This window comes from Rhabdothermincola sp. (genome assembly GCF_036846205.1).
In the GTDB taxonomy this organism is placed as follows: Bacteria; Actinomycetota; Acidimicrobiia; order Acidimicrobiales; family Acidimicrobilacustridaceae; genus Rhabdothermincola.
Genome location: NZ_DAIUCK010000001.1, coordinates 61,105 through 82,977, shown reverse-complemented (window position 1 = coordinate 82,977; position 21,873 = coordinate 61,105). Strand labels below are relative to the sequence as shown.

The window sequence follows — 21,873 nt, the reverse complement described above, 5'->3', positions numbered from 1 at the left end:
TCGGGGGAGCGGGCAGTAGTGTGGCGGGCCCGGGCGCTTAGCTCAGCTGGCGAGAGCACCTCCCTTACAAGGAGGGGGTCGGGGGTTCGAGTCCCTCAGCGCCCACTCGCTGTGGCCCGCTTGGAGGTCCGCGCCGCCGGCTTTCCTCGGACGCAAGTGGCTCGGCCGAGGACGCCGGGTCCACAAGTAGCTACATTGGAAGTATGAATGTAGCTATATATCGGGTCGAGGTCGGTGTACGTGACCTGAAGAACAACCTCAGCCGGTACCTGGACCGGGTCCGGGAGGGCGAGGAGATCATCGTCACCGATCGTGGCCGCCCGGTGGCACGGCTGTCGGCACTCGATCACTCGACGGACCGCCTGGCCGAGCTGGTGGCCGCCGGCGTCGTTCGACCTCCGACCCGAACGACCCGTACTCGCCCGGCGCGGCGGATCGCGCCCAAGGGTCCGGTCAGCGACCTGGTCGCCGACCAGCGGCGGTGATCACCTACGTCGACACCTCCTCGCTGCTGAAGCTGCTGATCGACGAGGACGGCTCGGAGCGGGTCGAGCGGATCTGGGACTCTTCCGACGTCGTGGCCGGCTCGGCGTTGATCGTCGTCGAAGCGCGCGCTGCGCTGGCCGCTGCGGCGCGCGGCGCACGGCTCACGCCTGCCCAGCACCGCGAGGCCAGGGGTGGGCTCGCCGTGCTGGTGGAGGAGTTGTCGATCGTCGACGTCACCGAGCAGTTGATCGCCGATGCGGCTGAACTGGCCGAGCAGGAGGCGTTGCGCGGCTATGACGCCGTGCACCTCGCGTCGGCCCTGATGATCGGGGCCGACCTCGTCACGAGTGCCGACGCGAACCTCTGCGACGTGGCCGGGAGCCGGGGTCTGCATGTCGTCAACCCGCTCGACGGGTGGTTCGCGGCCTGACTGAGGAAGGTGTGACGACGAGTTCGAGGATTGCCATGCGGATCGTGGATCGGCGCGCCGGAGTGGCGTCTGTCGAACCGGGGTCCGAGAGACGGAAGCCTGCCACGGGCGAGGCCGAGCCGTGCCGCCCCAGCGCTGCTGGGCGGTCAGTGGCCTGCGGCGAGGAGGCGGTCGACGGCAGCCTCGAGCTCGGGCAACGGGCGCGCCCCCACGAGCTGCTCGATCACCTCGCCGTCGCGCACGAGGAACAACGCCGGGATGCCACGCACGCCCAGTCGGGCGGCGGCACCGGGGGCTTCGTCGACGTTGAGCTTCACCACCTTGAGGCGCCCGGCATACGACGCAGCAAGCCGCTCGAGCAGCGGCGCGATCGAGCGGCAGGGCCCGCACCAGGGCGCCCAGCAGTCGAGCAGCACCGGCGTGCGGCTGGAGAACACCACCTCGTCGATGTCGTGGTCGCCAGCCTCGACGAGCCAGGGCAGGTCAGTCTGGCAGCGGGCGCAGCGAGGATGACCCGTCGCGGCACGGGGGAGCCGGTTCCGGGTCCCGCACGCCGGGCAGGCGATCACGGTGGCAGCAGTCATAGACGGCACGCTCCCGGAAACGCTTATACCCGCCGGGGTATTCCCACAGCCGGGGTTGGTTGCCCAGAACAGAAGCCGACCAGCGGGATGCCCGACCGGGCCGGGGCGAGCGCTCCCCGACGGGGTGGCGAGCACAGAGAAACAACCTGTACGTTCGTATAGGTATGTCGGCGACGACCCCACCGGGCCTGCGAGTCGTCTCCAATGAGCAGACGTTGGCCGCCGAGTCGGTGGTGACCGACGGCCGCCGCCTGCGCGGGGGTGCCAGCAGGCGGGCGCTGCTCGACGCCGCCACCGCGGTCCTCGTCGACCGGGGAGTCGGTGCGCTCACCCACCGAGCGGTGGCCGAACGAGCCGGGGTGCCCCTCGCCCGGGTCTCGTACCACTTCCCGACGGTCGAAGACTTGATGGTGGCGGCGGCGGGCCGGTACGTGGCCGACTTCGACGAGCGCCTCCGGCGAATGGCTGCAGCCGCGCGGTCCGGTCGACGATCGGTGGTCGAGGCCTGCACGGACTTCCTGTACGAGCTCGTGACCGACGGCGCCGGCGAGTTCCTCGCAGTCGTCGAGGTGCGCCTGGCGCTGCGCCGTCGGGGCCGGCGGGTGGAGGCGGACGGGGTGCTCGGGGTGATCCGGTCCTTCGGGGTCGGCGACGAGCAGGCCGCTTCCATCGCGGCGTCGATGTTCGGGTTCGCGGTCCTGGCCGCCACCGAGGCGTCACCGCCGGCCCGGTCGCAGGTCCGGTCCTTCGTGCGCACCGTGTTGGAGGGGCGATGACGGCGAACGAGGGGCAGGCGAGTGGCCGGGAGCGGGTGGCAGGTGCACCACTCGGCCCCGGATCGCTGCTGTGGGAGACCGCCGGCGACCCTCGCAGCCTGCTTCCCGGTATGGCGGCCGGGATCCTGCAGCTGATGCTGCCAGGTCTCGGTGCCGGGGTCAGTGACCACTCGAACTTCTTCGACGACCCGTACGACCGGATCTTCCGGTCCATCCCCTTCATCTGGGGCGCGATCTTCGCCACCAGCGATGCCGAGGGTGCCGCCCGGGGACGGCAGATCCGGGATTTCCACCACGGCGTGAAAGGCGTCGATCACCACGGTCGCCGCTACCACGCGCTCGACCCGGAGGTGTTCTGGTGGGCCCACGCCACGTTCACCTGGGAGATGTTCCGGGCCCGCGAGCTGTACTTCCCGATCCCGCTGTCGCCCGCGGCGCGAGAGCAGCTCTACGCCGAGACCGTGACCTGGTACCACCGGTACGGGGTGAGCGACCGTCCGGTGCCACCCACCTATGCGGCCTTCCGTGAGCGCTTCGAGACCATCTGCCGCCACGAGCTCGAGCTGACACCCGCGGTGCAGTGGGTGCTCGACCCGACCGAGAACCCGGCCTCGCAGGCCGAGCCCATCCGCCTGCCGAGCCTGCTGGCGCCGCTCAGTGGGCTCGCCACCCGACTGGGCTCAGATCTGCTGCGCACCATGGTCTACGGGGCGATGCCCGATGTCGTGCGCCGCCGGTTCGGGTTCCGTTGGACCCACGTCGACCGACTCGCGTTCGTGGGGGTGTGCGCCGCGCTGAAGGCGGCGACGCCCGCCGTGGACCGGGGAGCGCTCGAGCTGCTGTGGCCCGAGGGAACGCCGCACCTCGACCCCCGGGACCGGACCCGGGTCGTGCTGGCGGGCCCGAACCGGCGGCAGCGACGCGGGGCTGACCGTCGAGCGAACCGAGTGGTCGCGTGAGCCCGAGGATGAGCTCACGTCAATCAGCCGAGGTCGAGGAGGCCAGCAACGGAAGGGAGCTGCACGATGATCCGACCACTGCTCGTGGAGCTGTCCTACTTCGAGGGCTGCCCACACTGGCGGGAGCTCGACGCGCGGCTCGCGGCGTTGCAGCGTGAGTTCGGCTTCGAGCTGACCCATCGGATCATCCGTTCACCGGAGGATGCCGATGACTACGGGTTCCTCGGTTCGCCGTCGGTACGGGTGAACGGTCTGGATCCCTTCGCCTCGTCGGATGCCCCCGTGGGTCTCGCCTGTCGCACCTACGAGACCCCGGATGGCCGAGCGGGCAGTCCCACCCTGGCCCAGCTTCGGAGCGCCCTGGCCACAGCGGCCGAGGCCGCCGCCACCGAGGCCGCCGCCACCGAGGAAGGCGACCAGTCCTCCTGAGCCATCTCAGCTCGACGGCGGGCCTTCGAGCAGGCGGCGAGCCTCGGGGAGCACCTCCTGCTGGGCGAGCAGCAGGACCCGATCGCCCGGCTGGAGGATCGAGGAGCCCTGCGGGAGGGCGAAGTCGTCACCTCTGCCGATCAGCACGATCAGCGCCCCCGACGGGAGACCGGCGTCGACGAGCTGTTTGCCCGCGGCCGCCGCGTCGGCGGCGACGACGAGGTCGTAGAGGTCGGTGGCGTCCCCCGGCGGGCCCACCAGCTCCAGGGGTGCGGCGGGGCGTTCGGCGGCGGGCACGTCGACCCCGAGCCACGACGCCACCCTGGGGATCGTGGTCCCCTGGATCAGCACCGAGGTCAGCACCACGAAGAACACGACGTCGAAGATCACCTCCGCCTCGGGCAGGTCCTTCACCAGCGGGAAGGTGGCTAGGATGATGGGCACCGCACCCCGGAGCCCGACCCAGGAGACGAGCACGCTCTGGCGGATCCCGTAGCGAGCGGGGAGCAACAGCGCGAGCACCGCGATTGGCCGGGCCAGGAACATCAACACCGCGGCGACGAGCAGGCCCTCGACCGCGATCGGGAGCAGGTCCGATGGGAACACGAGCAGTCCGAGCACGAGGAACATGGAGATCTGCATGAGCCAGGCCAGACCGTCCATGAACCGCATCAGGCTCCGCTTGTGGACGAACACCGAGTTCCCGAGCACGATGCCGGCCACGTACACCGCCAGGAACCCGCTCCCCCCGAGCAGGCTGGCGAGGCCGAAGGTGCCGAGCACCAGCGCGATCAGCACTACCGAGTAGAGGCCGTCGTACTCGAGACGCAGCCGGTTCATCACCGGCACCGCCACTCGGGCGAGCACCCAGCCCACTGCGCCGCCCACCAGCATCTGCAGCACGAACACCGGCACGATCCCCAGCGCCGAGGCGTCCGGGTTCGTCGCCAGCTCCAGGAACGCGACGGTCAGGAAGACCGCCATCGGGTCGTTGCTGCCGGACTCGAGCTCGAGCAGCGGTCGTAGCGTTCCCCGCAACCCCACACTGTGGGACCGCAGGACCGAGAACACCGCCGCCGCGTCGGTGGAGGAGATGATCGCCCCCACCAGCAGCCCGACCACCGCCGGCACGTCGAGGATCACCGCAGCCAGCAGCCCCACCACGATCGACGTGACCAGCACGCCGACGGTCGCCAGGAGCGCACCGAGACCGACCACCGGGCGGACCTCGGCCCAAGTGGTGTCCAGCCCACCGGCGAACAGGATGAACGACAGCGCGATCACCCCGACGGTCTGGGCGAGCTGGTGGTCGTCGAAGGCGATCCCCCCGATGCCCTCGGAGCCGGCCAGCATCCCGATCGCCAGGAAGACCAACAGCGCCGGCACCCGCAACCGCGACGAGACCTTGCTGGCGAGCACCCCCAGGAACATCAACGCCGCGGTGATGGCGGCGATCGTCGCCGGATCGAGGCTCTCGCTCCTCATCCCGGCTCACCCTCGGGCGGGGGTCGGCGCGACCGCGGCGTCCTCGGCGTGGTAGCGAGCAAGGAGCTGCTGCTCGGTGTCGCGCTTGGGGAACAGGAAGTACACCAGCGCGCCACCGGCGAGCACGGCCACGCTTCCGGCGAGGTAGGCCCAGCGTTGGCCGTCGACGAAGGCCTGCCGGGCGCCTTCGATGATCTGGCTCGAGTACTGCGGGTACTGCTGGGCGGTGTCGGCCGCGCTGGCGAACGACTTGGTCAACTGGGCCTGGACGCGGTCGTTGACCTGCGACGCCTCAGGGCTGCCGGCGATCAGCTTGTTGGCGGTCGACACATAGCCGGCCGTGAGCAGCGCGCCGAAGATCGACTGCATGATCGCCCCGCCGAGATCCCGCTGCAGATCAGCGGTGCCCGATGCCATCCCGGCGCGGGTGACCGGTACCGAGCCGGTCAGCGACCGCGAGGCCGGGGTGCCGGCGAAGCCCACGCCCGCCCCTACGAACGCGTAGCAGACCACGACCGTCCAGACCGACGCGTCCTGTTTCCATGAGGCCAGCATGGTGAGGAAGCCGGCGAGCACGAACCCGAAGCCGACGAGCAGGGTGAACCTCGAACCGCGGGAGTCCACGAGCTTGGCCGAGCGGGGGGCGATGAGGACCATGACCACCGTGGCGGGCAGGATGGACAGGCCGGCGTCGAGGGTCGAGTAGCCGAGCACGTTCTGCAGGAACTGCTGGCCGATGAGCAACGCTCCCATCAATGAGCCGAAGACGATGATGCCCGCGCAGGCCGCCACCCAGAAGACCCGCCGGGCCGCGATGCGCAGGTCGTACAGTGGGTTCGGGGTGCGGCGCTGGCGGATCACGAAGCCCACCAGTGCGGCGAGCGCGACCACCACCAGCCCCGCGATGGTGGCACCCGCGCCGGCGATGGGCACGAAGTTGATCGCCAGGACCGTCGCCCCCACCAGGATGGCGGACAGGATGCCCCCCAGGTTGTCCACCGGGTCGGTGGTCTCGTTGACGTGCGCCGGGATGAGCCTGGCGGCCAGTGGTACGCCGAGCGCGACCAGCGGCACGGTGACCAGGAACACCGACCCCCACCAGTAGCGGCTCAACAGCAGCCCCGCGATCAGCGGCCCGAGGGAGGAGATGGCCCCACCGGTGGCGGACCACAGCGCGATCGCTCTGGTGCGGGCCGGCCCCGCGGCCCACAGGGCGGTGATCAACGCCAGGGTGGTCGGGTAGGCCATGCCCGCGGCGATACCGCCTGTGACCCTGGCGACCACCAGCGTTGCGAGGTTCGGGGCCCACGCCGCCAGCAGTGAGGTGGGGACGGAGATCGCCACCCCGGCGAGCAGCATCGATTTCCGCCCGTAGCGGTCACCGAGCGCGCCCAGCCACAGCACCGAGGTGGCCAGGCCGAGGGAGTAGCCGACGGCGACGAGGTTCAGCCCGCTCTGGGAGGCGTCGAAATACCGACCGATGCTGGGCAATGCCACGTTCGCCGTCGCCATGGGGAGGTTGGCGATGGCCGCCACGAGGATGAGGGTGGCCAGCACCGCGCCGGCTCGAGGGGGAGCAGTCCCGGGGGCTGCCTCGGGAGTGGTGTCGTTCATCAAGGCAGTGCTCCGCTCGGAGGTGGCCGGGCCCGGGACGAGAGCGCATTCTCCCTCATCCTCGCCCGAGTACGGGGATGGGATGTTCGCCCTCAGGGCCAAGCGAGCTGCCGCCGGAGGCGCTTGTCGATGGCGACGATGACCGTGGTGGCTGCGGCGACGGCGAAGATCCGCAGCCAGACCCCCGCGCTGATGGGCGACGTCTGGAACACGGTGTTCATGATCGGCAGGTAGGTGATGGCGATCTGGCCCAGGGCCTGGACGGAAACCCCCGCCAGGATCCAGCGGTTGGAGAACACCCCCACCTGCCACACCGAGTGGGTGAGCGACCGGCAACTGAACAGGTAGAAGGCCTCGACGACCACGAAGAGGTTGAGCGCCGCGGTACGGGCCTCCCCGGCGGTGGCCCCCGTGGTCTGCTCGAACTCGAAGACCCACCAGGCTCCGCCGATGAGCATGGCCGAGACCACCAGGATGCGGATCACCAGCGCCCCGGTGAGCAGCGGCCGCTGCGGGTCCCGGGGTGGTCGCTGCATGATGCCGGCTTCCTTGGGCTCGAACGCCAGCATCAACCCGAGCGCGATGGCGGTGGTCATGTTGATCCACAGGATCTGCACCGGCAGGATCGGCAGGGCACTGCCGAGCACGATGGCGATGAGGATCACCAGACCCTCACCCATGTTCGTGGGCAGCGTCCACACGATGAACTTCGTGAGGTTGTCGAACACCCCGCGACCCTCTTCGACCGCCGCTTCGATGGTGGCGAAGTTGTCATCGGTGAGGACCATGTCGGCCGCTTCCTTGGCCACCTCGGTCCCCCCGAGGCCCATGGCCACACCGATGTCGGCCTGCTGCAGGGCAGGTGCGTCGTTGACCCCGTCCCCGGTCATGGCCACGATGTGATGGCGAGCCTGGAGACCCTCCACCAGACGCAGCTTCTGCTCCGGTGACACCCGGGCGAACACGGACGCCCGCTCGACGGCGGCGGGATACTCCTCGGGGGTGAGCGAGGCGAGCTCGGTGCCCGTGAGTACCCGACCGGGCTCGTCACCGGTGAGGATGCCGAGCTGCTCGGCCACCGCGGTGGCGGTGGCGGCGTGATCGCCGGTGATCATCTTCACGTCGATGCCGGCGGTGTGACACGACCGCACGGCGTCGATCGCTCCCGGTCGGGGCGGGTCGAGCATGGCGTGCAGGCCGGTGAACGTGAGGCTGCCCCGGATCGCCTCGACTCCGAAGTCGCCCTCGCTCGCGAGGTGACCGTGCGCCGTTCCCAGGACCCGCAGGCCGCGGTGGGCGAGCTCCTCGGCGGCGGCGAGGATCCGCTCGCGGTCGAGTGGCTCGGCTCGACCGTCGGGCCCCATCTGGTCGGCGCACAGATCGACGATCCGTTCGACGGCCCCCTTCACCAGCGCCACCGCGCCGTCGCTGCCGGTGTGCAGCGTGGCCATGTACTTGCGCTCGGAGTTGAACGGGATCGACGCCACCCGGGGGAGCTCGTTCCGCAGGCTCTTCGGGTCGATCCCGGCCTTGGTGGCGGCGACGAGCATCGCCCCCTCGGTCGGGTCGCCGACGACCGCCCAGGTGCCGTCGGTGTGGTCGAGCCGGGCGTCGTTGCACAGGGCGCCGGCCACGAGCGTCCAGCGGAGCGCGTGGTCGGTGTCGAGGGCGGCCGGCGCCCCACCCGGGTCGAGGACGGTGCCGTCGGGCTGGTAGCCGGCCCCGGTGACCTCGTAGTGATGGTGGGGAGTCCACAGTGCCCGTACCGTCATCTGGTTCTCGGTGAGGGTGCCGGTCTTGTCGGAGCACACGACGGTGGTGCTCCCGAGCGTCTCCACCGCGGGCATGCGCCGGATGACCGCCCGGCGCCGGGCCATGCGGTTCACCCCGATGGCCAGTGTGATGGTGACCGCGGCGGGGAGCCCTTCGGGGATCGCCCCCACCGCGAGCGCCACCGCGGCGGTGAACATCTCGGTGGCCCGCTCGCCCCGCAGGAGCCCCACCGCGAAGGTGACCGCCGCCAAGCCGAGGATCACCACCGTGAGCAGCTTGCTGAAGGCGGTGAGCTTGCGGGTCAGGGGGGTGGCCAGGGTCTCCGCGGTACCGACCAGCCGGTGGATCTCGCCGAGCTCGGTCTCGGCGCCCGTGGCCACCACCACGCCCGTGCCCGTGCCGTTGGTGACCAGGGTGCCCGAATACAGCATGTTGCGCCGGTCCGCGACCGGGGTGGAGTCGGCCAGGACCACCTCGTCCTTCACCACCGGCAGCGACTCGCCGGTCAGCGCCGACTCGTCGACCTGCAGCTCGGCGACCTCGATCAGTCGCAGGTCGGCGGGCACCTTGTCGCCGGCCTCGATCAGCGCGATGTCACCGGGCACCAGCTCCTCGGACGGGATCGTGCGAACCTGGCCGTCACGGCGCACCCGGGCATGGGTGCGGACCATCGACCGGAGCGCGTCGAGCGCCGCCTCGGCTTTGGACTCCTGGATGAAGCCCACGACGGCGTTGACCAACACGACGCCGAAGATCACGGCGGAGTCGACCAGCTCGCGCAGCAGGAGCGTGACCGTGCCCGCGGCGAGGAGCACGTAGATCAACGGGTGGTTGAGCTGCCGGAGGAACCGGGCGAGCGGTCCCGCGGTGTCGACCGCAGGGAGCTGGTTGGGTCCGTAGCGCTCGAGGCGGTGAGCGGCCTCGGATTCGCTCAGACCGTCGCGGCGGTCGGTCTCGAGCAGCAGCAGCACCTCGTGGGCGGCCAGCGCGTGATGTGCGTTGCTCCCGGGAGCCGGAGCCGACCGGGTGGTGTCGGCAGATGGGGTGGCCACGATGGAGCGCTCCCTTCGACGAGATCCGCGACTGAACGTTCGCCGACCAGGCTTCCCGGCGCGCCGCATGCAACGATAGGCGAGCGCTCGCGCAGCGGGAGCATCGGAGCCCGTCACCCGATGGGATCGACGGGATGCCGGCTCCCACCGAGGGTGTGATCGTTCGTCACTCCAGTAGGGGTCCTGCCCATGATGATCCTGGTCGCGGTCGATGGCTCGGAGGGGTCGGCGGCCGCGTTGCGATGGGCCCGTCGCTTCGCCGATCAGATGGGTGCGTCGATGGGCGCGGTGCGGGCGTGGGAGTACCCGTCCTCGGCGGCGTTGCCCGGTGGGCCGTCCCTGCGGGGGCAGGACGAGGTCACCGCCGAGGTCACCTCGGAGCTCACCCGCTTCCTCCGTGACGAGCTGGCGGAGGGCGCCGAGGGCGTCGAGGCGATCGTCGAGCCGGGCGTCGCGGACCTCGCCGTGCTGCGGGCAGCCGAGCGCTGGCGAGCCGACCTGATCGTGGTCGGGCGGCGCGGGCTCGGAGCCGTCGCGGGCCGGCTGCTCGGCTCGGTGAGCCGGCGGGTCGTGGAAGGCGCCACGTGCCCCGTGGCCGTGATCCCCTCACCCCTCGGGGCGCACGAGGGGCCGGTGGTGGTCGGGGTGGACGGATCGGCGAGCGCGGCCGCCGCCGTCGAATGGGCCACCGAGGTGGCGCTGGCGCTCTCCAGCCCGATGGTGGTGGTGCACGCGGTGTCCTACGAGCTGCCAGGCTCCCCGTACTCGTTCGGCGACGCGATGGACCGCGCCGGCCAGGCGATCGCCGAGGAGCAGTCACGCCCCCCGCGCGAGGCCGGTGTCGAGGTGCGCACGGTGGTCAGAACGCTCGACCCGCGGGCGCTCATCCCCGAGACCGCGGACGAGCTCGATGCCCGACTGGTCGTGGTCGGGTCACGGGGTGCAGGGCCGATCGCCTCGCTGTTGATGGGTAGCACTGCCAGCTACCTCGCAGAGCGATGCGACCACCCGACGGTCCTCGTCCCCCGACCGCCGCCGTGACGATCAGTCTCGGGTGAACCGGGACCGGGTTGCACAGCCGCTGCTCAGCCGGCGTCGCCCGATCGCCGGGTCAGCGCCAGCAGCAGCTCGGCGTGCTCCGGGTCCACGTCGGGGCCGTAAGCGGAGACCACGACTCCTCGCCGGCCCCAGTCGGGGCAGCTGACCCCGAGCACGATCGCCTCGTCGCCGGGATCGCTCGGGCCCTCGAAGCGGAACGTGTAGTCGACCGTCGCGCTCTCCAGCGTGTGGGGATCGACCTCCACCGCGGTGGTCAGGCCGGTCGCCGAGAGCTCGAAGTCGTCGGTGTATCCGAGGGAGCGCAACAGCTCGACAGCCTCGGTCACGGTCTCGGGAGCGTCCATCGTCATCGCAGGGAGACTGGGGTGATCACGTCGACCGCAGCCTAGGCCGTCTCCAGCTCCGCATCGACGCCGGAGCGCCGGCCGGGCTCGCGGCGGCCGTCAGCGGGCGGGATGACAGCGCTTCGCCTTGCGCCCGCTGCCGCACGGGCAGGGATCGTTCCGCCCCGCCGCGGCCAGCACCGCTCGCACGTCGCTCGCTGGTCGCCCGGCGCGCAGCAGGCCGGCCATGAGCCGCATCAGGCCGTCGATGTGCTCGAAGAAGGCCTTGTAGCCCGGGCAGAGGTAGTTGAGACCGGGCTCGCCGTCGGGGGTCAGGACGAAGCGGTTCTTCGGGCACTCGCCGTGGCAGGCGAAGCGCACCTCGCAACGCCGGCAGTACGCGGGCAGGCTGGCGCGCTTGGCCTCACCGAACCGGCGTTGCCGGGGTGAGCCCGCGAGCTCGACCAGGTGGGTGGTGGTGATGTTGCCGAGCAGGTGGTCGGGTTCGACGAAGTGGTCACAGGAGTACACGTCCCCGTTGTGCTCGAGGGCCAGCGCGTCGCCACAGGTCTCCCGGAAGATGCACAGGGCAGGGGGGATGCCCAGCCAGGAGGCGAGGGCGGCGTCGAAGTGGCTGACGAAGACCTCGCCGACGTCGCCGGTGACCCACTCGTCGAACACCGTGATCAGGAACCGTCCCCAGGAGTGGGGATCGACCGACCGGTGGGTGACCGTGTTCCCTTCCTGGAAGCCTGTCGCGTTGTCACGCTCGACGATGGGGATGAACTGGATGTGCCGGAGCCCCAGCTCGTCGCGGAAGCATCGGTAGACCTCGATCGGGTGGTCCTGGTTGGCGGCGTGCACGGTGCACAGCACGTTGACCTCGACCCCGTGGGCGAGCAACAGGTCCAGGCCTCGCGCCACCTTGTCGAACGTCGGAGCGCCGCGCTTGTCGAGCCGGTAGGCGTCGTGCAGCTCCCTCGGGCCGTCGATGCTGATGCCGACCAGGAACTGGTGGTCGGCGAGCAGCTCGCACCACTCGTCGGTGAGCAGGGTGCCGTTGGTCTGGATGGTGTGGGTGATGCGTTGGCCCGGGCGCCGGTGTCGCTCGACCGCCTCGAGGGAGCGGCGGATGAACTCCACCCCCATCAGCGTCGGCTCACCACCCTGCCAGGCGATCGTGACCTCGGGTGCCTGGTGGGCTTCGAGGAGCTGGCGGATGTAGGTGTCGAGCACCTCGTCGCTCATGCGGAAGCGATCGCCGGGGTAGAGCGCTTCTTTGGTCAGGAAGTAGCAGTACCGGCAGTCGAGGTTGCAGATCGCGCCGGTCGGCTTCGCCAGCACGTGGAACGCTGCTGGCGCGGTCGTGGTCCGGTCGTCGCCGATGGTCTCCTCCACGGCCTCGACCGCGTGGGGCGGGGAGGCCTCCCGGTGCGGGTGGCCGTCGCCCCGCACGGGCACGCTGGCGCGGGTCTGGCGGCGGATGGCGACCTCCTTGCTGGCCATCGTGGTGGCTCGGATGCAGGCGCTGCGTGCAAGGTACCTGCTGGACCGAACGGCAGGTGCGCTCCAGCCGAACGTGACGAGACAGATTCTGAGAGCGTCTTGTGACCTCGGCGCCGCGGTGCTAGAACCTCGCGGGAGCGGCGTCCCACCGGCGATGACCCCCACGCCGGCCACCCGGAGGTCTTCTGCGATGAGGAGTCGATGAGCGAGCAGTCCGACCCGCCGGCCGCTTCGCCCGCCGCGGAGGCGGTCGCTGCCGGCAGCGTCGGAGATCAGCTCTACGGGCGGATCAACGGCATCGCGCTTCCGGATCTCGGACGGGTCCGGGAGGCGCTGGCGGGCGGCGGTCCGCGCCCGCGCCGGCGCATCGAGTCGTCACTGCCTCCCCGGTCCCACGTGCTGCCCGTCCCCAACGGCTGGTACGCCATCGTCGCCAGCGACGAGCTCGCCGAGGGCGATCTGGTGTCGATCCGGCTGGTGGATCGGGAGCTCGTGGTGGCGCGCGACGAGCTCGGGCGAGCGAGCGTGCTTGACGCTCACTGCCCGCACATGGGCGCCCACCTCGGCGGCGGCAGGGTGGTGGGGGAGCGGGTCAAATGCCCCTACCACGGGTGGGAGTTCGGGGCTGACGGCCGCTGCGTGCGCATCCCCTACTCCGACTCCCGCATCCCGTCCCGAGCTCGGGTGCGCAGCTACCCGGTGCACGAGGCCGACGGCCTCGTCTACTTCTGGTACCACGCCGCTGACGCGCCGCCGAACTTCGAGATCCCGGCCGTCCCGGAGGCCTCCGACCCGTCGTGGAGCGAGGCGTACCCCTGGCGCTTCGAGCTGGTCGCCGCGCTCCAGGAGATGGCGGAGAACAACGTCGACTACGCGCACTTCCGCTACGTCCACGGCAAGGACGTGATCCCGCGCGACATCTCCGCCTTCCACTTCGACGGGCCATGCTCCTGGGTCGAGGAGTCGCTCGGTGACGGCGTGTCGTTCATCCGGCACTCCTACGGGCCCGGGGTGGCGATCCTGCGGTTCCCGTCGCTGATGACCATCGTGGCCGCGACCACCCCCATCGACCGGGGGAACTGCCGCCTGCTGTGGCACTTCTACTTCCCCCGCGAGCTCGAAGCAGCCGCGGAGGACCTGATCGTGCAGGTCACCGGTCCTTATGGCCTGCAGGCCGACGTGCCCATCTGGCGTGACCTCTCCTACCGCGAGCGCCCGGTCCTGGTGAAGGGAGACGGTCCGATCGCCGAGTTCCGGCGGTGGTATGCGCAGTTCTACGAGGGCAACGGATCAGGGGATCGCCCTGGTCACCCCGACGGGCCCTCAGAGGAAAGCGCGTGACGGGGAGCGAGGCCGACCGAGCCCACCAGCGCTAGGACGAGGCGCCGGTGTCCTTGCGCGACCTTCGATCGGTCGCGAGCAGCGCTGGCACCAGCATCAGCTCGAGGAGGCGCACCAGCTCCGCACGCTCGGGAACGATCTCCGGTGAGCGGGCCAGCCCCGCAGCCACGATCTGCAGCCACCAGGTGGCGTCCTCGGGTGTGACCCCCTCCCGGAGGATGCCCTGCTCGGCGGCGCGCTCGAACACGGGATCCACCAGCGGGCGGAGGCCGGAGGTCAGCGCCTTCCCCCCGGCGCGGGCCAGCGCTTCGCTGGCCGACGGTGACAGCAGCGACCGGTGCACGGGGTCGGTGGCCACCTCGGCGATGGCCATCGCCAGACCCTCGCCCAGGAACCGCTCCAGCGGTGCGTCCCGGCCGAGCTTGCGCACCACCTTCCTGCGGACCCGCAGGGAGGAGCGGGCCACGACCGCGGTCAGCAGCTCTTCTTTCGATCCGAAGTAGCGGTAGACGGAGGAGCGGTGAAGCCCCGCGACCTCGGCGACGGAGTCGAGGCGCAGCGCCCTCACCCCGCGGTCGCGGACGATCGACTCCGCCGCGTCGACCAGCCGGGCCCGCACCGCCTCGTACTCGGGGCCTCCGGGGCGCGCCTTCCAATCCGGGACCGCCTCGCTCACCGCCCCATGCCTAGCCGCGACCCGGAAGCGGACACAAGACACTCTTCGAAGGCGTCTCGCCCTGCTGAGGTGATGGTGAGCTGCGTTACGGTGCCCGGTCGATGCCGATCGATCCCCGACTGTCGCTACTGATCCGGATCGCCAAGCTCCGCCCCGACGATCTGTCGGTGCCGATGGCGGCCCGCCGGGAGCAGGCGGCGCGCCTGTCGCACCGGGGCGCGGGCCTGCTGATCGCGCCGGAGCCGAGACCCGCCGCGATCGGGCACGTCGCGGTGCCCGTGGCCGGTGGGCGGATCAGGGTCCGGCTGTACCGCCCGCACGGGGCCGGACCGTTCGCGCTCTACGTGTTCCTCCACGGCGGTGGCTTCTGCATGGGGACCCTCGACGAGCGGGAGCAGCGCTGCCGGGCGGTGTCCGCGGGTGCCCGATGCGTCGTGGCCTCGGTCGACTACCGCCTGGCCCCCGAGAACCAGTACCCGACCCCGCCCGAGGACTGCTACGCCGCGCTCGAGTGGCTCGTGGAGCATGCCGGCCGGCTCGACGTCGACCCTGCTCGGGTGGCGATCGGTGGCGAGTCCGCCGGAGCGAACCTGGCGGCGGTGGCCTGCCTGATGAGCCGCGATCGCAACGGTCCCCGCCTCGTGCACCAGTGGCTCGACGTGCCGACCACCGACGCGACCTGCTCGCAATCGGGATTCCGGGAGGTGCCCGACGGCTACCTGCTCGACCGAGCTGCCATCGACGACTACCTCGCGCACTACCTCGCCGACCCGGCCCAGGCGCGCGAGCCCTGGTGCTCCCCGCTGCTGGCCGACGACCATCGGGGCCTGCCGCCGGCGTGGATCATGACCGCTGAATACGACAAGCTGCGAGGGGACGGCGAGGCCTACGCCTCGGCGCTCGCCGCGGCCGGTGTGCCGGCGACGCACGTGCGCCTCGACGGGCACATCCACCCGTCGTTCGCCTTCACCCGCCTGCTCCCGTCGGCCCGGGCCTACCAGGATCAGGCCATCGCCGCCCTGCGCTCGGCATTCGAGGGCTGACGCCACAGGCTGGCGTACCGGCTTCCCGCGGGATCGAACACCTGGTGCTTCCCGCAGGTCCCGCCCTCACCCCGTGATCGGGTATCAGGACACTTTCCCAATATGTCTTGCATGCCGCGCTCGACCGGTGCTAGCCCTGTCGGCACGTCTCGAAGGAGGGTGCCCCGTGGCCGAGTCCCAACCTGGTGCCATCGACCAGATCCCCCTGCACCGGATGCTGGCGCTCGACTACGAGCCCCCTGCCGCGGGGGAGGGGCGGGCGCAGGTCCGGATGCCCGTGAAGGCCGAGGCGCTCGGCTCCACCGGCAGCCTGCACGGTGGCGCAATCGCCACCATGGTGGACCTCGCCTGTGCGCTGGCCGCCGTGGGGAGCAGCGGTTTCGATCCGTCCCGGGAGTCGCTCGTCACCGTGGACATGCACATCCGCTACCTCGGTCGGGCCCGCACCGAGACCGTGCTGGCCAGAGCCGAGGTCATCCGGAGAGGCAGCCAGCTGATCGTGGTCGGCTGCGAGGTGGTCGACGAGCAGGGTCACCTCGTCGCCGTGGCCGACTTCTCGATGATGATCGTTGCGCTGCGCACGCCGCTGGTTGAGAACCCGGTGCTCGTCGCCGGGGGGCCGGAGCGGTAATCCCGCCGTCCCCTCAGTGCCGCGCGGTCGGCTCGGCTCCGGTGGGCCCGTTCGCAGGCGCCAGCCGGTCGAGGAGCCGGCCCACGAGACCCGAGCGGCCCGGCAGGACCCGCGACACCAGGTCCACGGCCCGTGCGTCGGGACCCACCACCACCCGGGCCTGGTTCTTCTCGATGGCCCGCACGATCCGGCGGGCGACGGCTTCCGGGGGGCGGAGGGCGAGCGGGGCGAGCCGCGAGGCTCCCATCCGTGCCAGGCGATCGGCCTCCGCGCCGCGGGCCCCGAACATGATGTTCGTGCGGATCGCTCCCGGGAGCACCACCGTGACCCCGATCGACGTGGAGATCAGTTCGGCTCGTAGGGCTTCGCTGAAGGAGCGGACCGCGCCCTTGGTGAGGGAGTAGGACGCGTTCTGGGGAAGCCCGAGGAGCCCGACCATGCTCGAGAGGTTCACGATGTGTGCCTCGTCCATCCGTCGCAGTACCGGCAGAAAGGCCCGGCAGCCGTGCACGACACCCCAGACGTTGATGCCGACGATCCAGCGCAGGTCTTCGAGGGACTCAGCTTCGAACCGTCCGGCAGCCGTGACGCCGGCGTTGTTCACGAGCACGTGGCAGGCGCCGTGCGCATCGAGCACCTCGGCAGGTAGCTCGGCCATCCGGTCTGCGTCGGCGACATCGGCGAGGTGGCTCGTGGCGGTGCGGCCCGCGGCGCGAACCAGCGCGGCCGTCTCCTCCAGCCCCTCAGGGCGGAGGTCGACCAGCGCGAGGTCGAGGCCCTGGCGGGCCAGCAGCACGCTCGTCGCCTGGCCGATGCCGCTGCCGGCACCGGTCACCACCGCGACCCGGTCATGCAGTCGTCGCATGAGCCGGGCATCCTCGCAGGTCCGCGTCGAGCGGACCAGTTCCCCCGAGACAAGTGACGACGTCCGTCCAGCAGCTCGGCTTCCTACGCGGCGGTCGACGACGACTGACGCAGCGACCCGCACGGATCTCCCCGGTTGGTCACCACCCGCGCCATGAGCACCACTGCATGTGCGGGGTGGCGGCTTGAGGGCACACAACTTCGGCACGCGACCCGGCCACCGGCGGTGAAGCGTGGTCTCCTGAGCACGGGCCCGCGACCCGCGCGGGCATGCTCAGGAGGTGGCAGGGCCGATGGTGCTCGCGGACATCAGCCTCGGCGACGTGCTCTGGTCGATCGTCGTGGTCTTCTTCTTCGTCATCTTTCTCTGGATCATCTTCGGGATCATCGGGGATCTGTTCCGTAGTGATGAGCTCAGCGGATGGTCCAAGGCGCTGTGGTGCATCTTCCTCGTCCTCGTCCCGTTCGTCACGGTCTTCGTGTACCTCGTGACCCGCGGCCGGGGTATGGCCGAGCGTTCGGCCGACGCCCAGCAGCGAGCCGAGCAGCAGTTCCGCGCCTACGTGCGGGAGACCGCTGGAGCGGGCAATGGCACAGCAGCGGAGATCAAGACTGCGAAGGAGCTGCTCGACAGCGGGGCCATCTCGCCACAGGAGTACGAGGAGCTCAAGCACAAGGCGCTCGCTCGGTCGTGACACCCTGACCAACCCTCGCCCCCTTCACCTCGACGGTTGCCCTACTGTCTGGCGGATGATCGTCCCGTGTGGCGGGCCATCGGCTCGCTGCTCGGGTGAGTGAGCGTCGGGGGGAGACCACGTGATCCACCGCAGCCCGTTCCCGGACATCGACATCCCCGAGACCCCGCTGACCCCGTTCGTGCTCGAGCGCGCCAGGGAGTTGGATGCCAAGCCAGCGCTCATCGACGGACCGAGCGGGCGGGTGCTCACCTACCGCCAGCTCGACGAGCAGGTCCGGGCTCTCGCTGGCGGGCTCGCCGGTCGGGGGTTCGGCCCGGGTGACGTGCTGGCCATCATGGCTCCCAACGTTCCCGAGTACGCGACGGTCTTCCACGGCGCGGCCATGGCTGGCGGCAGCGTCACCACTGTGAACCCGACGTACACCGCCCGGGAGGTGCACCACCAGCTCGCCGATTCGCGGGCCTCCGTACTCGTGACCGTCGCGCCATTCCTCGCCACCGCTCGGGAGGCGGCCACGGGTACCACGGTCGAGCAGATCGTCCTGCTTGGCGAGCGCACGGACGACACGCCCTCGGTGCTCGAGCTTGCCGGCCCACCGCTGGCCGAGCAGGTCAAGGTCGATCCGGATGACGTGGTGGTGCTTCCGTACTCGTCGGGGACGACCGGGCTCTCCAAGGGGGTCATGCTCACCCACCGCAACCTGGTCGCCAACATCGCGCAGGTGCTCGGGCCCACCGGCATGGATGCCGACGACGTCGTGATGGCCGTGCTGCCCTTCTTCCACATCTACGGCATGCAGGTCCTGATGAACACCGGGCTGCGGGCGGGCGCCACCATCGTCACCCTGCCCCGGTTCGACCTCGAGCAGTTTCTGGCGGCCCACCAGGACCACAAGATCACCCGGTCGTTCGTGGCCCCGCCGATCGTGGTCGCGCTGGCCAAGCACCCCATCGTCGATGACTTCGACCTGTCGAACGTGAAGCAGGTGTTCTCGGGTGCAGCGCCGCTTTCCGCAGAGCTGGCGGCCGAGGCCGGCGCAAGGCTGGGGTGTGAAGTGGTGCAGGGCTACGGCATGACCGAGCTGTCGCCGGTCACCCATCTCACCCCGGAGGGGATGGGCAAGCCCGGCTCGGTGGGGTTGACCGTGCCCAACACCGAGGTGCAGATCGTCGATCCGGCCAGCGGCGAGCCGCTCGGGATCGATGCGGACGGCGAGGTCTGGATCCGGGGTCCGCAGGTGATGAAGGGATACCTGAACAACGAGCGCGCCACCGCCGAGACCATCGACGCCGATGGCTGGCTGCACACCGGCGACATCGGCCACATCGACCGTGACGGTCACCTGTACGTGGTCGATCGCCTGAAGGAGCTCATCAAGTACAAGGGCTTCCAGGTTCCTCCGGCCGAGCTGGAGGCGCTGTTGCTGACCCATCCGGCGGTGGCCGATGCCGCGGTGATCGGCGTTCCCGACGACGAAGCCGGCGAGATCCCTGTCGGCTACGTGGTGCTGAAGCCGGCACAGGAGGCGACGCCCGAGGAGATCACGCAGTACGTGGCTGACCGGGTCGCCCATTACAAGCAGATCCGCCGGCTCACGCTGGTCGAGGAGATTCCCAAGTCTGCATCGGGCAAGATCCTCCGGCGGGTGCTCCGGGAACGGGCGGCAGGAGCGAGCTGACGCGTCGGCTGTGCGGTCCGGTCGTCTGATCAGGCGGAGGCCGCCGCACCGGAAACCTGGCGGCCCGTGCGGTGGGAGCTCGGATCGCTCGGTAGGTTCATGTGGATGGACACCACCCCCGACGAGCGACCGCGTCCACCCGAGGACCTCGAAGCCCCTGAGGTCGATGCGGTGGAACAGCAACTCCCACCGGCAGGTGAGCGTCCCGAGGAGGAGCTGCTGGCGACAGTGCCATCGCTGACCGTGCCGGACGAGGCTCCCGAGGCCGATGTCATCGAGCAGTCGATGCCGGCTGGGCTCGGCGACGAGGACGACTGGCCCCGGGCTGGCGAGGACGAGCAGGACTAGGCGGGTCAGCAGCGGTGGACCGGTACACGACGTTGCGGACCGAGACCTCCGCTGGCGTGCGGTCCATCTGGCTGGCGCGCCCGGACGAGTACAACACGATCACACCCGCGCTGAGAGACGAGCTCTCCCATGCCATCGACGCCGCTGATGCCGACCCGCAGGTACGAGTCATCCTCCTGCGAGCCGAGGGGCCCGCGTTCTGCGCGGGCTACGGCCTCGATTGGGCCACCGAAGCGCAGGCGTCGCGGGAGAATCGACCGGCCGAGCGGGCGACGCCCGCCGGGCAGCGCCCGGCACCGTGGCGGGCGAGCGACGGTGACCGGGTGTGGGACTCGGTCGCCGACTATCGGTTCATGAAGAGCTTCGTCGACGCCTACCTCAAGCTCTGGTACGCGACCAAGCCCACCATCGCCGCGGTACAGGGATGGTGCATCGGCGGCGGCACCGATCTCGTGCTGTGCGCGGACCTGATCATCGCCGGGGAGGGCGCCCGTTTCGGGTACCCACCGTCGCGGGTGTGGGGGACGCCGACGACCGCCATGTGGGTGTATCGCTTGGGCCTCGAGCGGGCGAAGCGCTATCTGCTGACCGGCGACGAGATTCCCGCGACCGAAGCAGCGGTCATGGGCATGATCCTCGAAGCGGTTCCGGATGAGGCGTTGCAGGAGCACGCCGAGGCTCTGGCGGCGCGGATCGCTCTGGTGCCGACCAGCCAGCTCGTGATGCTGAAGCTGCTGTGCAACCAGACCGCCGAGAACATGGGGATGGCCTCGAGCCGGCTACTCGGCACCCTGTTCGACGGCATCGCCCGTCACACTCAGGAAGGTCTCGACTTCGTCGAGCGTTCAATGGCGGTCGGCTTCCGGGAGGCGGTGCGTGAGCGTGACGACCCCTTCGGGGACTACGGATCGCGTCGCCGCTGAACTCACTCGGTGAAGCCGCGGTTCAGCGCGCTCGCTGGAACCCGTTCGCTCTGCGGTGCCCCCGCTCGCCGGCTCGGCACACCACCGCCTGGTACAGCTCCAGGTGCTCCTGGACCATCCGCCGGGTCGAGAACCGGGTCTCGACGGCACGGCGGCATGCCGCTCGGTCGAGCCGGTCGACGCGCCCGAGAGCTCGCACCAGCGCCGGCTCGTCGGCGCACAGCCAGCCCGTGCGACCGTCATCGATGATCTCGGGCACGGACCCCCGGGCGAAGGCGATGACGGGGGTGCCACAGGCGAGGGCCTCGACCATGACCATGCCGAACGGCTCCCGCCAGCGGAGGGGGTTGAGGAGGGCACGTGCCCGGCGGAGCAGCTCCAGCTTCTCCGCCCGCTCGACCTCGCCGAGGTACTCGACTTCCCCACCGAGCAGTGGGCGCACGCAGGTCTCGAAGTACTCGACCTCTGCCGGCTCGCGCATCTTGGCTGCGATCAACAGCGGTATGCCCGCTTCTCGTGCTGCTCGGATCGCGAGGTCGACCCCCTTCGCCGGTGCCATCCGGCCGAGGAAGGCCACGTACCCGCCGTCGCCCTGCCCGACCGGGTAGGCACCCGGATCGACTCCGTGGTGGATGACCCGCGCGATCGGGGTGCCGCCAGCCGATCGAGCCTGGTCCCTCGAGATGGCGATGATGGAGACGCGGGTCGCGATCTCCGAGTAGATGGCAGCCAGTTCCTGGTCGAACGGGCCGTGCGCCGTCGTGAGCACGTTCGGGCGCCCCTCGGCGGCGGCGCGGACAGGGCCCACCAGCGTGTGATCGTGGACCACGTCGACACCCTCCGCGTCGATCCGGTGGTAGGCATGGAGCAGGTGCCGGAGCTCGACAGCCGCGTCGGCCATCCGGGGGGCCTGCGACTGCTCGTACACCCAGGCGGTGTGCACCGGGCAGGTGCTGTCGCCCGTGGTGTGCAGCACCACCTCGTGGCCGGCCTCGGACAGGCCTCGGGCCAGCTGATCCAGCACAGTCTCGGTGCCGCCGTACGCCGGTGGGGGGACGGGGAGCCACGGCGGAGCGATGAGGGCGATGCGCATCAGCGACAGTCTGCGCACAGGAATGCCCGCGATGCGCGGTCGAGCGCGCTGATCGTCCCTCACCCGCGGTGCGCCCGGCTCGCGTTGCGGGCGAGAGGCGGG

22 protein-coding genes and 1 tRNA gene are annotated in these 21,873 nt (G+C 70.6%); 14 read left to right on the top strand and 9 right to left on the bottom strand.

Annotated elements, in window-relative coordinates; all coding sequences use genetic code 11:
- Positions 1-31 precede the first annotated feature (31 nt).
- The 3 genes from V7004_RS00375 (at position 32) to V7004_RS00365 (ending at position 916) form a co-directional block, all read left to right on the top strand.
- Positions 32-105: transfer RNA gene (locus V7004_RS00375), tRNA-Val, on the top strand.
- A gap of 98 nt (positions 106-203) precedes the next feature.
- Positions 204-485 (top strand): type II toxin-antitoxin system Phd/YefM family antitoxin, encoded by a 282-nt coding sequence (locus V7004_RS00370; protein WP_334141061.1) that lies wholly within the window; start codon positions 204-206, stop codon positions 483-485.
- Entirely contained in the window at positions 482-916 is a 435-nt protein-coding gene (locus V7004_RS00365) for a type II toxin-antitoxin system VapC family toxin (protein WP_334141060.1), read from the top strand. The genes V7004_RS00370 and V7004_RS00365 overlap by 4 nt, the downstream gene beginning before the upstream one ends.
- Positions 917-1,062: 146 nt before the next feature.
- Here the strand turns inward: V7004_RS00365 and V7004_RS00360 are convergent, their stop codons facing one another.
- A complete protein-coding gene (locus V7004_RS00360) occupies positions 1,063-1,500 on the bottom strand; it encodes a thioredoxin family protein (protein WP_334141059.1) in 438 nt (145 codons plus the stop codon).
- A 164-nt stretch (positions 1,501-1,664) separates the two neighbouring features.
- Between V7004_RS00360 and V7004_RS00355 the strand changes: the two genes are divergently transcribed.
- From V7004_RS00355 to V7004_RS00345, 3 genes are all read left to right on the top strand, one after another.
- On the top strand, positions 1,665-2,276 hold the full coding sequence (locus V7004_RS00355) for a TetR/AcrR family transcriptional regulator (RefSeq protein WP_334141058.1): 612 nt from the start codon (positions 1,665-1,667) through the stop codon (positions 2,274-2,276).
- On the top strand, positions 2,273-3,235 hold the full coding sequence (locus V7004_RS00350; RefSeq protein WP_334141057.1) for an oxygenase MpaB family protein: 963 nt from the start codon (positions 2,273-2,275) through the stop codon (positions 3,233-3,235). The genes V7004_RS00355 and V7004_RS00350 overlap by 4 nt, the downstream gene beginning before the upstream one ends.
- Positions 3,236-3,301: 66 nt before the next feature.
- Positions 3,302-3,664 (top strand): thioredoxin family protein, encoded by a 363-nt coding sequence (locus V7004_RS00345; RefSeq protein WP_334141056.1) that lies wholly within the window; start codon positions 3,302-3,304, stop codon positions 3,662-3,664.
- Positions 3,665-3,670: 6 nt separating this feature from the next.
- Here V7004_RS00345 and V7004_RS00340 read toward each other — a convergent pair whose 3' ends face one another.
- The 3 genes from V7004_RS00340 to V7004_RS00330 all read right to left on the bottom strand — a co-directional run bounded on the left by V7004_RS00340 (position 3,671) and on the right by V7004_RS00330 (position 9,588).
- A complete protein-coding gene (locus tag V7004_RS00340; protein ID WP_334141055.1) occupies positions 3,671-5,149 on the bottom strand; it encodes a potassium/proton antiporter in 1,479 nt (492 codons plus the stop codon).
- Positions 5,150-5,155: 6 nt separating this feature from the next.
- Entirely contained in the window at positions 5,156-6,763 is a 1,608-nt protein-coding gene (locus V7004_RS00335; protein WP_334141054.1) for an MFS transporter, read from the bottom strand.
- A gap of 92 nt (positions 6,764-6,855) precedes the next feature.
- The gene (locus V7004_RS00330) at positions 6,856-9,588 is read right to left on the bottom strand and encodes a cation-transporting P-type ATPase (protein ID WP_334141053.1); all 2,733 of its coding nucleotides are present in this window, start codon (positions 9,586-9,588) and stop codon (positions 6,856-6,858) included.
- Between the two features lie 189 nt (positions 9,589-9,777).
- On the opposite strand from V7004_RS00330, the gene V7004_RS00325 reads away from it, so the two are divergent.
- The gene (locus V7004_RS00325) at positions 9,778-10,629 is read left to right on the top strand and encodes a universal stress protein (protein ID WP_334141051.1); all 852 of its coding nucleotides are present in this window, start codon (positions 9,778-9,780) and stop codon (positions 10,627-10,629) included.
- 44 nt (positions 10,630-10,673) lie between these two features.
- On the opposite strand, the gene V7004_RS00320 is transcribed toward V7004_RS00325, so the two are convergent.
- Positions 10,674-10,997, bottom strand: coding sequence for a hypothetical protein (locus tag V7004_RS00320; RefSeq protein WP_334141050.1), 324 nt, complete (start codon positions 10,995-10,997; stop codon positions 10,674-10,676).
- A gap of 93 nt (positions 10,998-11,090) precedes the next feature.
- A complete protein-coding gene (locus V7004_RS00315; protein ID WP_334141048.1) occupies positions 11,091-12,476 on the bottom strand; it encodes an anaerobic sulfatase maturase in 1,386 nt (461 codons plus the stop codon).
- 201 nt (positions 12,477-12,677) lie between these two features.
- Here V7004_RS00315 and V7004_RS00310 point away from each other — a divergent pair, with 201 nt between their 5' ends.
- Complete coding sequence (locus V7004_RS00310; protein ID WP_334141046.1) at positions 12,678-13,817, top strand: aromatic ring-hydroxylating dioxygenase subunit alpha; 1,140 nt, start codon at positions 12,678-12,680, stop codon at positions 13,815-13,817.
- A gap of 31 nt (positions 13,818-13,848) precedes the next feature.
- Here the strand turns inward: V7004_RS00310 and V7004_RS00305 are convergent, their stop codons facing one another.
- On the bottom strand, positions 13,849-14,493 hold the full coding sequence (locus V7004_RS00305; protein ID WP_334141044.1) for a TetR/AcrR family transcriptional regulator: 645 nt from the start codon (positions 14,491-14,493) through the stop codon (positions 13,849-13,851).
- A 101-nt stretch (positions 14,494-14,594) separates the two neighbouring features.
- Here V7004_RS00305 and V7004_RS00300 point away from each other — a divergent pair, with 101 nt between their 5' ends.
- Together V7004_RS00300 and V7004_RS00295 are read left to right on the top strand one after the other, a co-directional pair.
- Positions 14,595-15,536: an alpha/beta hydrolase gene (locus V7004_RS00300; protein WP_334141042.1), complete on the top strand. Its 942-nt coding sequence runs from the start codon at positions 14,595-14,597 to the stop codon at positions 15,534-15,536.
- A 166-nt stretch (positions 15,537-15,702) separates the two neighbouring features.
- Entirely contained in the window at positions 15,703-16,167 is a 465-nt protein-coding gene (locus V7004_RS00295; RefSeq protein ID WP_334141040.1) for a PaaI family thioesterase, read from the top strand.
- A gap of 13 nt (positions 16,168-16,180) precedes the next feature.
- Here V7004_RS00295 and V7004_RS00290 read toward each other — a convergent pair whose 3' ends face one another.
- The gene (locus V7004_RS00290) at positions 16,181-17,032 is read right to left on the bottom strand and encodes an SDR family NAD(P)-dependent oxidoreductase (protein WP_334141038.1); all 852 of its coding nucleotides are present in this window, start codon (positions 17,030-17,032) and stop codon (positions 16,181-16,183) included.
- 280 nt (positions 17,033-17,312) lie between these two features.
- Here V7004_RS00290 and V7004_RS00285 point away from each other — a divergent pair, with 280 nt between their 5' ends.
- The 4 genes from V7004_RS00285 (at position 17,313) to V7004_RS00270 (ending at position 20,678) form a co-directional block, all read left to right on the top strand.
- The gene (locus V7004_RS00285) at positions 17,313-17,726 is read left to right on the top strand and encodes an SHOCT domain-containing protein (RefSeq protein ID WP_334141036.1); all 414 of its coding nucleotides are present in this window, start codon (positions 17,313-17,315) and stop codon (positions 17,724-17,726) included.
- A gap of 121 nt (positions 17,727-17,847) precedes the next feature.
- Positions 17,848-19,407 (top strand): 4-coumarate--CoA ligase family protein, encoded by a 1,560-nt coding sequence (locus tag V7004_RS00280; RefSeq protein ID WP_334141034.1) that lies wholly within the window; start codon positions 17,848-17,850, stop codon positions 19,405-19,407.
- Between the two features lie 105 nt (positions 19,408-19,512).
- Complete coding sequence (locus tag V7004_RS00275) at positions 19,513-19,755, top strand: hypothetical protein (protein WP_334141032.1); 243 nt, start codon at positions 19,513-19,515, stop codon at positions 19,753-19,755.
- 14 nt (positions 19,756-19,769) lie between these two features.
- Positions 19,770-20,678, top strand: a complete 909-nt coding sequence (locus V7004_RS00270) for a crotonase/enoyl-CoA hydratase family protein (RefSeq protein ID WP_334141031.1) — start codon at positions 19,770-19,772, stop codon at positions 20,676-20,678.
- A gap of 22 nt (positions 20,679-20,700) precedes the next feature.
- On the opposite strand, the gene V7004_RS00265 is transcribed toward V7004_RS00270, so the two are convergent.
- On the bottom strand, positions 20,701-21,771 hold the full coding sequence (locus V7004_RS00265; RefSeq protein ID WP_334141029.1) for a glycosyltransferase family 4 protein: 1,071 nt from the start codon (positions 21,769-21,771) through the stop codon (positions 20,701-20,703).
- Positions 21,772-21,873 lie beyond the last annotated feature (102 nt).